The sequence below is a fragment of the Chryseobacterium sp. DT-167 genome (assembly GCF_058310155.1).
Genome location: NZ_JBZEEQ010000016.1, coordinates 1 through 15,957, shown reverse-complemented (window position 1 = coordinate 15,957; position 15,957 = coordinate 1). Strand labels below are relative to the sequence as shown.

General features: G+C 33.0%; 16 protein-coding genes and 2 pseudogenes. 3 read left to right on the top strand and 15 right to left on the bottom strand.

Translation table 11 applies throughout. From position 1 onward, the window contains the following. Positions 1-280: 280 nt before the first annotated feature. The 3 genes from AC4FQ5_RS17830 to AC4FQ5_RS17820 all read left to right on the top strand — a co-directional run bounded on the left by AC4FQ5_RS17830 (position 281) and on the right by AC4FQ5_RS17820 (position 4,849). Positions 281-1,540, top strand: coding sequence for a hypothetical protein (locus AC4FQ5_RS17830; protein WP_491145506.1), 1,260 nt, complete (start codon positions 281-283; stop codon positions 1,538-1,540). Between the two features lie 41 nt (positions 1,541-1,581). Continuing rightward, positions 1,582-4,179: a T9SS type A sorting domain-containing protein gene (locus AC4FQ5_RS17825; protein ID WP_491145504.1), complete on the top strand. Its 2,598-nt coding sequence runs from the start codon at positions 1,582-1,584 to the stop codon at positions 4,177-4,179. Between the two features lie 391 nt (positions 4,180-4,570). Next, positions 4,571-4,849 carry a helix-turn-helix domain-containing protein gene (locus AC4FQ5_RS17820; RefSeq protein WP_491145502.1) on the top strand — a complete coding sequence of 93 codons (279 nt, stop codon included), beginning with the start codon at positions 4,571-4,573 and terminating at the stop codon, positions 4,847-4,849. An 89-nt stretch (positions 4,850-4,938) separates the two neighbouring features. On the opposite strand, the gene AC4FQ5_RS17815 is transcribed toward AC4FQ5_RS17820, so the two are convergent. From AC4FQ5_RS17815 to AC4FQ5_RS17745, 15 genes and pseudogenes are all read right to left on the bottom strand, one after another. Further along, a complete protein-coding gene (locus AC4FQ5_RS17815) occupies positions 4,939-5,133 on the bottom strand; it encodes an RHS repeat-associated core domain-containing protein (RefSeq protein WP_491145636.1) in 195 nt (64 codons plus the stop codon). Positions 5,134-6,142: 1,009 nt separating this feature from the next. After that, positions 6,143-6,322: pseudogene (locus tag AC4FQ5_RS17810) on the bottom strand (RHS repeat-associated core domain-containing protein); the annotation flags it as partial. A gap of 11 nt (positions 6,323-6,333) precedes the next feature. Continuing rightward, complete coding sequence (locus AC4FQ5_RS17805) at positions 6,334-6,762, bottom strand: hypothetical protein (RefSeq protein WP_491145501.1); 429 nt, start codon at positions 6,760-6,762, stop codon at positions 6,334-6,336. Positions 6,763-6,765: 3 nt separating this feature from the next. Then, on the bottom strand, positions 6,766-7,539 hold the full coding sequence (locus AC4FQ5_RS17800) for an RHS repeat-associated core domain-containing protein (protein WP_491145499.1): 774 nt from the start codon (positions 7,537-7,539) through the stop codon (positions 6,766-6,768). 102 nt (positions 7,540-7,641) lie between these two features. Then, a complete protein-coding gene (locus AC4FQ5_RS17795; RefSeq protein WP_491145497.1) occupies positions 7,642-8,067 on the bottom strand; it encodes a hypothetical protein in 426 nt (141 codons plus the stop codon). A gap of 9 nt (positions 8,068-8,076) precedes the next feature. Further along, complete coding sequence (locus tag AC4FQ5_RS17790) at positions 8,077-8,895, bottom strand: RHS repeat-associated core domain-containing protein (RefSeq protein ID WP_491145634.1); 819 nt, start codon at positions 8,893-8,895, stop codon at positions 8,077-8,079. Then, positions 8,892-9,323 carry a hypothetical protein gene (locus AC4FQ5_RS17785; RefSeq protein ID WP_491145495.1) on the bottom strand — a complete coding sequence of 144 codons (432 nt, stop codon included), beginning with the start codon at positions 9,321-9,323 and terminating at the stop codon, positions 8,892-8,894. Before AC4FQ5_RS17785 ends, AC4FQ5_RS17790 begins: the two co-directional genes overlap by 4 nt. 2 nt (positions 9,324-9,325) lie before the next feature. After that, positions 9,326-10,399 (bottom strand): RHS repeat-associated core domain-containing protein, encoded by a 1,074-nt coding sequence (locus AC4FQ5_RS17780; RefSeq protein WP_491145494.1) that lies wholly within the window; start codon positions 10,397-10,399, stop codon positions 9,326-9,328. Beyond that, the gene (locus tag AC4FQ5_RS17775) at positions 10,386-10,841 is read right to left on the bottom strand and encodes a hypothetical protein (protein ID WP_491145492.1); all 456 of its coding nucleotides are present in this window, start codon (positions 10,839-10,841) and stop codon (positions 10,386-10,388) included. The genes AC4FQ5_RS17780 and AC4FQ5_RS17775 overlap by 14 nt, the downstream gene beginning before the upstream one ends. Positions 10,842-11,422: 581 nt before the next feature. Continuing rightward, positions 11,423-11,977, bottom strand: a complete 555-nt coding sequence (locus AC4FQ5_RS17770) for a hypothetical protein (RefSeq protein WP_491145490.1) — start codon at positions 11,975-11,977, stop codon at positions 11,423-11,425. A gap of 7 nt (positions 11,978-11,984) precedes the next feature. Further along, positions 11,985-13,208 (bottom strand): RHS repeat domain-containing protein, encoded by a 1,224-nt coding sequence (locus AC4FQ5_RS17765; protein WP_491145488.1) that lies wholly within the window; start codon positions 13,206-13,208, stop codon positions 11,985-11,987. 36 nt (positions 13,209-13,244) lie between these two features. After that, positions 13,245-13,772: a hypothetical protein gene (locus AC4FQ5_RS17760; protein WP_491145487.1), complete on the bottom strand. Its 528-nt coding sequence runs from the start codon at positions 13,770-13,772 to the stop codon at positions 13,245-13,247. 685 nt (positions 13,773-14,457) lie between these two features. Next, positions 14,458-14,652: pseudogene (locus AC4FQ5_RS17755) on the bottom strand (RHS repeat-associated core domain-containing protein); the annotation flags it as partial. A gap of 70 nt (positions 14,653-14,722) precedes the next feature. Continuing rightward, entirely contained in the window at positions 14,723-15,088 is a 366-nt protein-coding gene (locus AC4FQ5_RS17750) for a hypothetical protein (RefSeq protein WP_491145485.1), read from the bottom strand. A gap of 2 nt (positions 15,089-15,090) precedes the next feature. After that, on the bottom strand, positions 15,091-15,957 hold an 867-nt coding region (locus tag AC4FQ5_RS17745; protein WP_491145484.1), incomplete at its 5' end, for an RHS repeat-associated core domain-containing protein.

Here is a 15,957-nt window from a genome sequence, read left to right as displayed (position 1 = left end):
TAAACTATTTTAAAATCAATCTTGAATTCATCTGAATAAGTTTTTGAACCCCTTAACTTTTAAATTGACGGATTCTATTTCATCTTTTTTCTTAAAGTCCAGTTATCTTTTGATAATTTTCACTGTAATATTTTTCAGTTTATTTGTACCATGTATTTAAGTTTTCTCATTTAATATTAAAATGTTCAGCAATTACTCCTATATCTTTTATAAAGTAAATGCTGCCATTTTAATTTTTAAAAAATACAACAAGATATAAATGACAAACAAATAATAAATTATGAAAAAAAGTATTTTATCTATTTCAATTTTTTGGTTATCAACATCCATCGTTAGTGGACAGATTGGGATTAATACCGAAGCCCCGAAAAGCACTCTGGATGTAGTAGGTGATCCTGCAAATACCACAAAATTAGATGGAATTATTGCTCCCAGACTCACAGGGATACAATTAAGGGCAAAAACCTATGGCACCGATCAGAATGGAAGCATTGTATATGTTACTTCTGGCGACACTTCACCCGCCGGTCAGACCATTGATGTAGTAAGTGAAGGCTACTATTACTACAGCTCACCTGCCAATAAGTGGGTTAAAATGAGTACAGGAACGCAACTCCAGACAAATGACTGGCATACTACAGGGAACACAGACGCAGAAATAGCAACTGTAACAGAAACTTTAGGAAGCCCTGTTTCTTCTGCAAACTATTTAGGTACTAAAGGTGCCAATGACAATTTGGTATTGGCAATAGGAGGTAACTCCAGAGCAGTCTTTGATGCCAATGGAAGTCTCTCGGGAGGTGGCAGCGCAAATTCAGCTCTGAGCTGGGGAAGCGGAAATGTTGTTGCCAGTAATAATGCTTCAAACACAATTGTTTTGGGGAGAAATAATGATGCAACAGCTGCCAGTGCAAATTTTAATTCTATAGCAATAGGAAATACAAATTCTGTAGTCGGCGGCGCAACTGCTATCGGAACCAGAAACGGTTATAACAATGCTGATGACACAAAAAATACTTTAAATGGTTCTTCTGCATTCGCAGTCGGAAGGTATAATGTAGGAACTGCATATTCCTTTGGATTTAATAACAACTCTGCGGGATATGCTTTTGGATCTGGAAATACAGTTTCTACCAATGGTTTTGCACTGGGCAGCTCAAACACCACAACAAACAACAATACCGTTGTCGTAGGGGTCTCCGGAACTGCCTCTATTCCGGGACAGTCAGTTTATGCCAATCTCGATCATTATTTTTACAGCCAAAACAATTCGGATAATACAAGAGTAGTCATTAATGCGCTTCCTGCTTCAATCCCAGGCCGTACTGATAATCCTGCAGATTTATATTTACAAAATGCTGTAAACTTAAAAATATCTTCTACAGTAACATCAACGGCAACAGTACCTGCATCATCCTCATGCAATTCAAATACAGTAGGAAACATGATCTACTGGGAAACGACAGGAGGTGTCGGACATTTTTATGGCTGCAGGAAAAACGGGGCAAGTACTTACCTATGGACTCAGCTAAACAATTAAAAAATTTATAAAAAAGAAACTAATTAAAGCAATATTATTAAATGAAAAAAAAATTATTTCGTAGTAATTGGATATTTGCCTTGATGCTGATGATATCAAATAGTTTGTTGGCTCAGGGCTATATTCCGATTCAGGGAATGGGTGCAGAAGTAAAGGCTGTAAACAATACCGGGTTTTGTCTGGCATGCTATAACGGAAATTTATCTCCTGTTGTGAATGCAGATCTTAATGATAAAGTAAGCATGGGTAATTTTGCCTCGTTGGTAAGCGGTAGCGGTATTTCGGTAAAAAACACATTCACAACGTATCCGGCGGGCTATATTGCGGGGTTTAATGTTGATACAGGAACCAGTTATATCACCGCAGAACTTTTAAGTTCTTTAAGAATTGAAACTTATAAAGCAGGCTTAAAGCAAGAAATCTCAACAAGCAGCACACTTCTTACCGTTCCGGCATTCGGGGGATCAAAAAACAGAATTTTTTTACACTTCAAAAGTACAAAAGAATTTGATGAGATCCGTCTGTATCAGACAAATGCATTATCTTTATTTAGTGCGATGAACGTATATTATGCTTTTGCATTTGATCCTGCTGCCATGATTAATGAAAATAATGGAATATGCGACGATATTATCGCAGGTTCCAGCGTTGGAGATAATGTTTCAGGAAGTAGTAGCTTTATTGCACCTTTATCTTTTGTGCAAAACAGGGAAAGAATAAGCGACGGAGACAAAAACAGCTTTGGAAAGATTGTTCTTCCGGCAGGATTTTTAGGATCTTATTCTGTCGGATTACTTGATAAGGACCAGGTATATCCTGCAGGTAACAGAGCCGGATTTGTAATTTCTCCGGATGATGAAGGTAAATTGCTGAGCGCTGAGTTTTTGAAAAACATTTCAATTGAAACTTATCTGTTCGGACAGCTTCAGGATTCTAAAACACTGTTTGATGGTGGAGGTCTTATCAATATCAAAGTATTGGGATTTGGGAGCGGAAAGCAAAAAGTATCTCTCAATACAACTAAACCGTTTAACGAGATTCGTCTGAAAGTATCACAGACAGTTGGGGTCAATTTAGGGTCTTTAAAAGTGTATTATGCATTTGAAGAACCGGTAAGCTGTAATTGTGATGACAAAATACAGGTAAGTGGTTCTGCTATTGAAGGAAGTTTGGTCACCGGATCTTCGTGGACTTCGGGACTCGGATTATTCGGTCTTGTTTTATCTAAAATGATAAATCCTGAAAGAATTACAGATACAGATAAAACTAATTTTGCTACGGCAACAATACCTGCCACATCTTTTTTAAGTATATTTTCAGCATATGCTACTGTGAAGAGTAATTCTACTCTACCTGCCAACACGTTTGCAGGGTTTACGCTTGAGAAAGCTGCCAATCTTATAGGCGTCAGTGTGCTTGAAAATATCACGGTAACACTGTATAATAACAATACAGCAACAGATACTTTTACAGGTACAGGAAGTCTTTTCAGCGGAAATTTCTTTACTACAAACTCCAATCAGTTTTATGTTGGCGGAAAGTCGACCAAGCCATTTAACAGGATAAAAATTACCTTTTACAGCGGGACGGGCATACGGTTTCCTCAGGAATATAAAATTTACAACGCATTTGCAGGTAAAGACGATGATAATGACGGTATTCCAAACTGTTTTGATCTTTGTCCTGACGGTAATGACGCAATTGATACAAATGGTAACGGTATTCCGGATTGTGCGGAAGGATGCAATGCTGTAAATGATAAGTCTAATGCTGTAGATACAGATGGTGACGGCATTAAAGACGCCTGTGACTTAGATTCAGACAATGACGGTATTCCTGATTCAATCGAAGATACAAATAAAGATGATCTCTTACAAAATGATGATGCAGAAGGAGATTTAATATATGTAAGTGTTTTAGGAGATGGGATTCCGAATTATCGTGATCTTGACTCTGATAATGACGGAATTCTTGATCTCTATGAATCTGGCATTCCTACTTCAGTTATTGATCAGATAGATACAGATCACAACGGTATTATAGATAGTGGAATATCGGTAGGAACGAATGGGATAGCTGATATTTTGGAAACGGCTTCAGATTCTGGTACTCTAAAATATACTATTAAAAATACTGATGGAGATCAGATTCCTGATTTTTTAGATATAGTATCAAATAATTCTGAATACGATCTCTATGCTATAGGAAAGGCGTATCTTGATGTATTGGGAGGAGGTTTTTTATCCAGAACCAGAGATCTGGACAGTGACGGAATCCAAAATACTGTTGATACTGATTTAGCAAACAGAGGCGCACCAAACTCTCCGCTGTCACCGTATGCTGTATTTGCAAAAAATGCAGGTAAGTTGGTTCAGAAAATTTCTGATACTCCTTTGCTGGAAACTGATACACAAATTTATCCTAATCCCGTAAAGGCAGGAGAAAATCTTCACATACAATCAGCCGAATCTGCAAAAGAAGGTATTTATACTATTTATTCTGCTCAAGGGCAATTGGTGAAATCGGGTAAATTTACTGGTAATACAGAAGTTCCAACTTCATCATTAGCTACAGGATTATACATTATAAAAGTAGTGACAAAATCTACTGTAAGATCGTATCAGGTGATTGTGAAATAATCTTTGATTATTTCATTCTCTCTGTGTTTTTTATTTTGCTATAAATTCTTTGACATGAATAAATTCATTAATAACATTACACAATTGGGAACACCAGGAAATAAAATTGTAATTTCAATTTTCATTGTTGACATCATTTTAATTCTTCTTCCCAGTGAAATCAGAAATATAATACTGTTCAAAACCTCTCATACAAACATTAAGAGATTTTCTATAATTATAGCCATATTTTGTGTCTTAATAATATGTATTGCACTTATAAGGAATAAGATAAAGCGCGAAAAAGTAAAAAGGAAAAAAAAATTTTTTAGTAGAAGTAATTAATCCATATTTTAGTGTGTAAGCTTGGGCTTTGGAAAAATTAAGTCACTTTACACATTGGTGTAGTAAATTGACTTACTCCAAAATTGAAAAAGGACAGCATGAAGCTTCTGTTGAGATGTTTGATAAACTCGCTAAATTTTATGGCGTTTCTATCGACCAGATTGTGCATCCGGACAATAAAGTTACTACAGAAATTGTAGTGGAAGATAAAACCCTAATAGAGCAAGTAAAACTGATAAACGGGTTAGAAGAAAAAGATAAAAATGTAATCGTTGCTATGCTCGAAACGATGCTCACAAAACAAAAATTTAAAGACTTTTTTAATAAAAATGTAACTGCACTATAAAATAAAGAAACCTCGCATTTTGCGAGGTTTCTTTATTTTTCCGCTCAAAGTCACAGACTTTGCGCAGCGGGAGACATCGGCGAGTATTTTTAAGCTTTATTATCTATGACACCCCATCTTCCAATATCCGGCATATAAAATCTTGCGCCGTAATCATACATTCCGGTCTTTTGCAACTCCTTTCCATTGTACTTATAATTGTACAAACTTGCTACCCCAACCATCGCTTTTCCTTCTCTCGGAATATTTATCCCGAAAGGATAATAATCATTGGTACTACCAATACACCTGATAAATCCTATAGATAGCTAATGAAAACAATAGTAAAGAAAAAAATATAATCCCAATTCCACTTACCTTTACCCATTTAATATTAGTATCACTTGTAGCAATTTTAAATAATGTTGAATTTTCTCTATAAACTAGCAGAGCAAATTTATTTACAAAATTTCTTGTATTGAAAATACAAGAATATCCTATTACAAAAAGAACCAACGAAATAATTAAAAATACAAATATTCCAATCAATTTTTCCATTTATTTTTTATTTAATATTAATGGAACTCCCAAAAATGTATCCGGTGTATAATTGTAACTCGCTCCAATTTGAGGTGAATAAATTCCAAAGCCAATAGCATTTTTAGTTCCGTTATTTGTAGGCGATACCGTCCAATTTATTCCTCCGATATATCCTGCCCCAGCACTTATACCATGACCCGAAAGAAAATTATATGTTTCAGAGGATGTAGGTGTACTTCCCTGTAACATCCAATTTGTAGTTAAACTTCCAGAAACCAATGTTGCTGATTTACCAACACTACCTCCAAAAGGGGATATATATATTTGACCGTGTCTATCTGCTGTAACAGTACCATTCCATCCAGCAGCACCTCCTATACTTAAATTTAGTGTATAAAAATCTGGCAATCTAAATCCTGGATTTCCTCCTTGACCTGGTTCTCCACCATCCGCATTCACGATTGCTTCCCAAGGGTTTCGAGAAGTTATTGTTCTTCCAAGAGATGTGGTTGTAGAATACCCATTTGTTATGGTTTCTCCGTTGCTAGTAATACTCCCATCAGTATTCAAAATATTATTATTGCCCCCTCCGCTTATGGAAATAGGACCTCCATTTGCTTTTTCTGTAATATTTGTTTGCCCAGCTCTTTCCGCACTACCATCATGCCATGCAATATTGCCTGTCTCATTATCTTTATACCAATCAGGCGGTATAATACCTTCATTCATTATCATTTTATCTTTAGACCAACTATTATTCGCTTCCTCATTCTGCCTTCCATCTGGGTCTATAAATCTTATCGGGTTGTTGTAAGCATAACTATAAGCCGACCAACGTCTCGAAGTTTCCGCGAGCGGATCCACAACACCCCATCTACCAATATCCGGCATATAGAATCTGGCTCCATAATCATACATTCCGGTCTCCTGCAACTCCTTTCCGTTGTGCTTATAATTTTATAAATTTAGAGATCCCTCTTTTTGGATTTTGTTTCACTTATTTTACAATCATTTGTAGTCCATTTACCATCTGACTTTTTTATTGTTGTTTCTATGAACACTCCTTCATTTTCAATCTTGTATAATAAGTAAAACTCATTTGGATTAATTTTTTTGTAATTCCAAATTTCAATCCAAGTACTTTTATTGTTTTGATATTTTTTTCCATAATTAACTTTATAACCAAAGCACATTATATTTCCTGTTAAAGGAGTATTTTTCCCTGATAATAAATTTATTGTTCTTCGCTCTTCAATCTCAAAGTGATAATACTTTTCAACTGCTGGACAAATATTCAATGCTATTTCAAGTAATTTTGAATAATCCTCCTGAACAATCTCTTTTTTTTCCGGATTGCAGCTAATTAGTAATAGAAATAAAAAAATAGTTTTCATAAGTTATTTTTTGCTTTTTAATATATATTCTTCCATACGTTTTTTTACATCTATCTTGTCATTTACTTTTTTTTCTTCATACTTCTTTAATTCGTTTTTTGCCTCAATATTTTCTTTAAAAATTTTTGAATTAAAAGCCTTTTTAAAATGACTATTGAAGTGGGTTCTAATTTCCTCAGAATTGGAATATTGCACACTTTCTCCAAAAGCTTGTTCTTCAAAAGCTTCGCCTTGTTCTACACCTTCTTCATGTTCATTGATTCCAGCAGCATCATTTCCTCTATGTACATCTTCATGCATTATTGTAGAGACAAGTAGAAAAATTACATTCAATTGTGAATCTTCAGAGAATTCTGATGCATTATCAGTGGTTACTGCATTTATTTCAAATTTTCCAGATCCCTTACCATTTGGCGTATACTGTCCGAAAGCTCTTCCAAATAAATCTTTACTTAAAGTTAATTTAGGTCCTTTTCCATCAGTAAAGTCATTCATTATCTGCGAGCGGCTTAAATGTCCTTTAGCCATCATAGCTTGAAGAAATTTTTCGTCTTTAAGTAGCATTTTAGCCATATTTATTGCTCTTTGAATTATAACACGTTGTTCTTTTGTTGCATTTGGATCAATGATAAATCTGCCATCAGGGTCAATATACCTGATTGGATTATTTACTGCATAGTTGTAAGGTGAATGTCTGCGATATTTTTCACTTAGCGGATCTACGACACCCCATCTACCAACATCCGGCATATAAAATCTTGCGCCGTAATTATACATTCCGGTTACTCCTTTCCGTTGTACTTATAATGGTAAGTAACCTTATTAAATAAGAGGTTACTTATTATCTGCTACAATATAAAATCGTGGAGAGCAAGGGTATTACATAAAAGAACGAGCTTTATTAGTATAAGTTACAATATATTTTTCACCCTGTTTTTCTAAATAAATAAACTTATATAATTTTAATTTCTTATTGTTTAATATAATCTTATTTTGGTTATTGACCATTATTGATATTTCAATATTATTTTTTACAATACAAGATCCAGCTTGGCTTATTTGCTCGATAGTCTTTAAATTTCTACTGTAAATTTTATCTTTCCCATTTATCACTTCAAGATTATCATCTTTAAAACCATTGGTAAAATAAATTATTGAATTATCTGATTTTATCTCAAATTTATCAATAATATAATTTGATCTTCTGTGATTTTTATCAACAGTCAATTCTTTATCATAAATTGATTTTACATTTGAACAACTGCAAAATAATAAAATTAAAAAGGTAATCTGTAAATATTTCATTATTCTCATTTATTCTTGTTTTTGTTGTTGTTCTATTAAATTTGTTATTTGAGTTCTTTGAGCTGGACTAATTTGCGTTCCTTTTGGAAATTCACGCAATAAACTTTTGGGATTTTTTAACGTCTCTTTATCTGTATGATCAAGTCCTAATTCATGTCCTGTCTCATGAGCACCAGTCACTGCAACAGTAGTCATATTAGATTTGTCCCAATCAATTTGTCCAATTTCATTATTCCATTCTATACCATTTGTCAAACCAATATTAATTTGACTTCTGTTGTTTTGCGTATCTCCCAATTTGTCAGTTATTCCATCGAGGGTTGCGGCAGCTCTGTCCTGTTCTGCTTTGGGTGTTGTATCTGCACCTTTAACTTTAGTTAAATCATACCCCATATTATATTCCCAAGAAATTGTAGCTTTTTCACTTTGATTAAAAGTAACACTTACTTGATTTCCTGCAGAATCTTTTCCTCCGTAGGAAGAAGCTATTTGAGCCTCACGATCCCTTGTCAAAGCAGACATTTGCTGTTTGGAAAGAACTCCCGGTGCATTATTAACAGCTTTATAAGTAAGATGCCAGTTAACGGTTTTATTTTCTAAGTTTCGGCTTGAGACCCATTCTAATCCTTCTAATTCTCTGCCATCAATAACCCTATTTTCAGCAAATGCATAAGGACTATTATAGGTAAATTTTTCGGCAAGCGGATCAATATTAAAGAACCTGCCAACATCAGGCATGTAATTTCTCCACTTAAACGAGTAAAAACTAGTCTCCTGCAACTCTTGTCCTTGGTACTTATATTGATAGCTTGGGAAGTTTTTTGTTATTTACTGTCTTGTAAATATGAACAATCTCTAAAAAAAGGATATGTAGTTTTCAAAAATTCAGATATTTTTCCTTTTTCATCATAATAATACTTTTCTTTATTACCCCTAATCAATATCCATGATTTGAGGGTGTAATCCGAATATAAGGTATCTTTTGGAGTTATAAAAGCATAAATATACTCATGAAGAGAACTGTTAGATGTTTCTTTGTATGTTTCTATATCGGAAAGAAAAGCCGCTCTTTCCATAAACAAAAACATATGCTCGTCAGTGTGTGTCCAAAATATTTCAGGATTGATGTTATTAGAATAACTATCTACCCCCATAAATTTTATTATTTTTATTGGTTTTGAAAAACTTGAATCGGTATTTGGTCTAATACAAGAAATTATAAAAAATAATAAACTTAATGAAACTAACTTCTTCATATCTATTTTTTTATTTGATTTGATAGGACACCCGAAGTTGTTACATCATAACCTTGATGATTAGTTCTTGGGCTTTCTTTAAGATTCATATTTATTTTTGTCGAAACCCCTGTTGTGTATTTTTCTTCTGCATTTTTAAAATACGGAGATCCTTGTCGAGTTGAAATGTCATTTACTCTTGCTTGATATTCATTAGTTGTTTTTGATCCATTTGTACTAGTCGTAAAATTGTATGCGTGAACCAAATCATGACCTAGAAGCGATGTTGGAGAATTAATTTTTGAAGTTTTTGAAAACTTTCCACTTTCAAACTGTTTTTTTAAATCATTATATGATGAGTCATTGACATCATCAAACAATGCACCTTTAGTAGTTGAAAATTTTAAAGTTCCAATATTCTTAAAATCACTAGAATTAGATTTTTTATCTTGCAAGTTTCTACCATAAGAAAAAGAAGTAGAACAACTTTCACAAGCTTCAATTATGGACAATTCACGTTTGTCTGAGATTAATGTTTCCAAAACATTTACTTGACTTCCATCGATTTCAATATTTGAAGCGACATATAACGCATCAAGTGCTTTATATGTATCTGCTAAAAAACTATCCTTTATTTTGGAATAATCTCTATCTTTTTGATAGGTGTATTCTTGTTGATTTTTATTATCGTCCCCACTGTATATAATAATTTTATTTCCATCGGGATCAATAAACGTAATAGGATTATTTACTTCATAATTATAACCACTAAGATCAGTATGCTTTTCAGCATAAGCATCTACGACCCCCCATCTTCCAATATCGGGCATATAGAATCTTGCACCGTAATCATACATCCCAGTTTCTTGAAGCTCCTTGCCGTTGTATTTGTACTGATAAGCGTTCGTTGTTGTAGACGTGTAATTGTGCATCAATACAAAAGGGTAATAATTATTTATTTCTACAATTTCTCCGGGTTTCCAAATATCAATACAGGCTACATTTCCACCTCCCATGTCGGTGCATTCCTGATAACTCATGTCTCTCGGCTGAACAACTCCATCCTGATCTGCATCAGAGGGACTAGTCAGGGACATTTTGTCTATCGATTTTAAGCACTTTATTATTTCCAATATAAATATTAATAAAGTATGGCTCACTAATATTAGGAAAATAATTTTTACTCCTAAAATAAATGGAATCGTTTGCCACCTGCAAAACCTCTGTTTTAAAGTATTTTTTTGAAATATTTTTTTCTATCAATAAAACTTTTTCATTATCTATTTTTTGTAAAAAATATTTATCTTTTTCATATATAGGTAGACCATATGCTAAGCCAATGATTGAATCCTTACCTTTAATATCATTATAACTATAAATTACATTTTTACTATTTCTATCAATCGTTTTAGCAATCATTCCATTAGCTTCTTTTATAATTGTTAGATTGATATCATTTTTATTTTCACATGAAAGGAGAGTAAACAAGCAAAAAATAATAGTTTTTATTTTATTTGACTTCAAAATTATATGAATCATATCGTATAGTTTTATTAGAATTTGGAATGACAATATTAAATTTATTAGGAATTCTGTTTTTATAAAATTCACTCTCATAATGAATTCTATTACCTCTATCGCCTTCTGTTGGAGAACCATATCCATTAAAACCCGAAGGAACCATAGTTCAACCAGGATGCAAATGAGTAAATTCTGTCATTTTCACATTCTTATCATTAAGCATCATCCATGCAAAATATCCTCCTACACCTTCTTGAGGTTTTTTAAACTCAGTAGACATCACAAACATCTCTTTCCCTCCTTCTTTTACACTTGCATAGCCGGACAGTCTGTAATTGCATTTTTAAAAAGGATTTAGAATCATATCTCATCATTTGTGCCGAATATTCACTAGATAGCTTCATGTTTTTAATTCCATTATTTATCAATTCTCCTCTGATAATATTTTCTATAAGTGATGCTCTACGTTCTCTGTTTTCCACATAATCCGCCCGATAAATTCCAGTATTTCCATCATCTTTTGCGCTTACAACAATATAGGTGCCATCTTTATTTTCTCTTACACCGGTACTTGCAATACCACGAGCATCGGGGAGATCTTAATATGCTCCGGCAAACCAATTTTCATAAACTTGATTCTTCTTTGTAAATCTCTCTTTCCAAAAACTATTTTTAATCTCCTTAGAATTTGGAACATAAGCAATAAATTCTTTCGCATTTGGGAAAAATATTATGCATTTTCCAATAGTAATATTCTTACTAACAACACGCTTAATATTCAGGCGATTAAATACTGTATTTAGTTCAACAGATTGTTGATAAATAAATTTTACAGCATCCTTATCATCAACATTATTCAATCTTGCATATTCATAAATATCATATTTCTTGTCTGAACTTTTTTCTATACAAGATAAATCATCACTGCATTTAAAGTAGAGAAAATTTGGAAGCAAAAAATTTTTATTATTATTTTCAATTAAATAATCGGGATAGATATATTTATTGTTTCCAATCATTCTGGAGTCAATATTTACTCCAAAAAATATTTCATAATGATCATTCTTAATCAAGTCTACTTTTTCTTGATATGTATTTTTACTACTTGTGCAAGAAAAAAATAAAAACACTGAAGCAATTAAATATAGTTTCATAAGAATATTAAAATTTAGGTGATATAGACTCAAATGCACCAGGGTTACCCTGTAATTTTGGAGGACCGCTAGGATAATAAAAACCTGCTTCTATTGCAGCTTGGTCACCAGGCGAATCAAAAAAGCCAGTATTTAATCCAGGATTGTCAGTTTGTCCATTTTTAGCATTATTTAGATGAGCGGCTACTTTTAATGTTGTTAAATCAAACCCTAATGTTTTTCCAGATTGTCCCCATAAAAAATTTCCAAAATCAAAATTATTATATGCTGTCCCTAACTTCCAATCACCATTTCCATGAACTAAATGTAAAGTTCCTGATTCTACAAGCGGACTTGTTGATACGGCATCCAATTTTCCGCTACTTTTTCCCGACATAACAGATTCATCTCCTGCTGGTCTACTTTCTCGCTCAATATATTTCCATTTATTTTCAGTAGTAGTTTTTGTTCCATTACGAACCATTTCTCCCTTAATTTGAGATTCGCTTACAAACTTGACTTTTGTTATTAATCCTGCTTTTATCGCTTTAGCATCTTCTTTAGGGTCATTCATATTATATCTTCCAGTCTCTTTTTTTGTCTTTGAGTCTTGTATTACAATTTGATCAACTTTTGTTTTTTTATATCCTACATAATCACCTTTTTCGTTGAATATAAAATCATCTGGTTTTCTTCCATCCGGATCAATAAACCTGATAGGATTATTAAACGCATAGTTGTAAGGACTATGACGAGTCATCTTTTCCGCCAAAGGATCAACCACCCCCCATCTCCCAATATCCGGCATATAAAATCTTGCGCCGTAATCATACATTCCGGTCTCCTGAAGTTCTTTCTCGTTGTACTTATATTTATAAGCATTAGAACTATTTGTCTGATTATTGTGATCGAACAACATCCCGAAAGGATAATAAGTGTTATTAGCTAAAATTTCCCCTGGAAAAAACTCGTCATAGCAATACTGATTCCCATTTCCGGCATCTGAGCAATGGCTGATTCTTTCATCCCTTCCTTTTATAATTCCGTCATGGTCGCCGTCACCATAGCTTATTCTTACATTGCCTAAATGGTCAGTGTAATTATAAACATACAAATTGAGTAATGCATCATAATAACCTTCAGAAGTCGGAATGATTCTCAGTTTCATCTCATCATTCATCATGGTCATTGTCTCATCTTCCCAGGCATTGGTAAATTTATACTGAAAACCATCCAGATAATCGGTTTCCAAAACATAAATAGCTTATTTGATTTAAAATACAATATTTTACAAATTCATAACCTCTTTTGTAAGATACATTAAATACTTTTTTTTAATTGGTTTCTTTATTTTAATATTTTTTCTATAACCATAATATGGAATAAAAAATTCACACTTTTTTTGATTTTCTAAAAATTTTACATAATATATGTATTCTTGACCTGTATCATCAAAGGGATATTCTCTACAATATTCGTTTGAAAAGAGTTTATCTAATAAATCTTCTTTAAAATCTTTCTTTTCTTTTAAAATCTGATAAATATTTTTCTGAGTTGAATAATTAAATGATTTTTCGAATAACCAATAATCATATTTTTCTTTATTTTTATTAATTAGTAAAAAATTATTCCCAATATTATAAATTATAAAATCTGAAAGATTATTTTTTAATTTAACATTTCCAATTAAATCAGCTATATCGCTCTTCATTTTATTTGGAATATGTTGTTGTTGTTGTTGTTGTTGTTGTTGTTGTTGTGCTTGAATTGTTTTTATAAAAAATATAAAAACAATCATTAAAATTTTTTTATACATATTTATTACTTTACTTAAATTCAGGATTACCATTTGGAACTGTAGTAAAAGGTTTATGATCTAAACCACTTCTTTGAACATTTTTATGACCCATAACTCTTAATATAAGATTTTCTAGTTTAATTGCATCTTGGTGCTGATTAGAATCACCCCTTCCAGTCGCTAAAGATCTTCCGTGCCCGAAAATTTCATGCCCTGTAATTACAGGTCTTCCCGCTGGATTCGATATACTATTTCCATTGGAATCTACATAATCTTGAGGTTGCTTACCACCAGTTACTATTAAAGAAAAAGTACCTTTTTTAGTTTGAGTAGTTCTACCACCACCTAATGAAAAAATACTAGCTGGAAAACCACCTAATGTCTTCACAGTCTGCTCTTTATCAATAAACGCTGGAAGTCCAAATTCAGAAACAGCATTTTCAGAAACATTTTCTGTTATACTTGCGTATTCTACAACATGTTCATCAGAAGAATTTATTGTATTGGAAACAATTTCCACTAAAGTTTTGTCATCTTCAGATAAATCAGTATTTGATAAAACATTTTTTAATTGCTTTTCATCTATTTTATTAAATGTTTTTCCTTTAATATTAATCAAAGATCTAAAACTATCAAATCTTTTATCTGCAAACATAGAATTGATATCATTTTGCACTTGCAATGCATCATCTTTAGTTGCTCCAATTATTTGCTTTCCATCTGGGTCTATGAAATTTACTGGATTATTATTGGAGTAACTATATGAAGATTTATTAAAATAGAGAAAAGCCAACGGATCCACAACACCCCATCTTCCAATATCCGGCATATAAAATCTCGCTCCATAATCATACATTCCGGTCTCTTGGAGCTCCTTTCCGTTGTACTTATAGTTATAGTAACCTCGCAAATTGCGAGGTTTTTTTATTATCTGCCACACGATACAATCGCGCGCGAGCAGGGAGGGTTTAATCTTCTGATCTGTAAAAATTCAATACTTCTCCCGTATTTTTATTAATATTGATGTATATCTTACAGTCTCTGCAGTTATAGCTTTTTACGACAATATGCCAAACTTTATTATCTGCAATTAAGCTAATTTGATAAGGCTTTGCTTTCTCGGGATTTAATAATTCTCCCTTATTTATAAGAATATCTGTGTATTTGATTGCAGCATCTTCATCAGGGATTACATCTGTACCATAACGGTAGGTAATTTTACAAGGTAATTGATCTATTCCTCTATTTTTATCTTTACACTTTTTATTTTTATTCTCTTGCGCTACAACAAGTAAAGGTATAAAGCATAACATTACTAAAACTTTCTTTATCATAACTAATATCTTTTAGGTTGTTCAGGATCAAATCCCGTAGGCAATACATTAGGCATTGTTGTAGGTGGTATTTTATTTAGTCTCAGGCTTCTAGAAGCAGGATCAGAAGGTAGATCTGAAGCAACGGGAAGGTCATGATTTTTAATAAATCTCCCATCGTTAGCTTTTTTATTAGAGTCAGAATTGTTACTAACACCTGGTGTATATTCTCTTAATCCTCCATCTGGTGTAGCTACATATCCTGTAACAGGTTTTCCATAACCATTATCTATTTTTTGACCACCATCTGTTAAAGTATTATTATATGCTGAAACATCTTGACCGGAAAATTTATTAGCACCACTGTATTCTTTTCCATCCATTGATATTACTCTATCTCCTGAATGTGTATGACCATCACCTACGATTTCACCTAACTCTGAGACTGCAGCTACTTGCTCTGGAGAAACAGTTCCCGACATACCCTCAGAACCAACAGCAGGAACAGAATAACTATAATAAGTTTCTCCGCTTTTATCTGTCGCTTGATAAAACATCGTCCGAAGTTCTACATTGTAATTAATTGAAAGACCATTATATTCTTTTCCAAAATCTTTTGCTGCATCCCTTAATGTTTTAAACTTATCTCCTGGATCCATAACCTGCATTCCATCAGGATCAATAAATCTAATCGGATTGTTCACAGCATAAGCATACGTAGAATGTCTTCTATATTTCTCCGCAAGCGGATCTACAACTCCCCATCTCCCAATATCCGGCATATAAAATCTTGCACCGTAATCATACATACCCGTCTCTTGTAACTCCTTTCCGTTGTACTTATATTTATAAGCATTTGAACTATTTGCCTGGAGATTATGATCAAACAG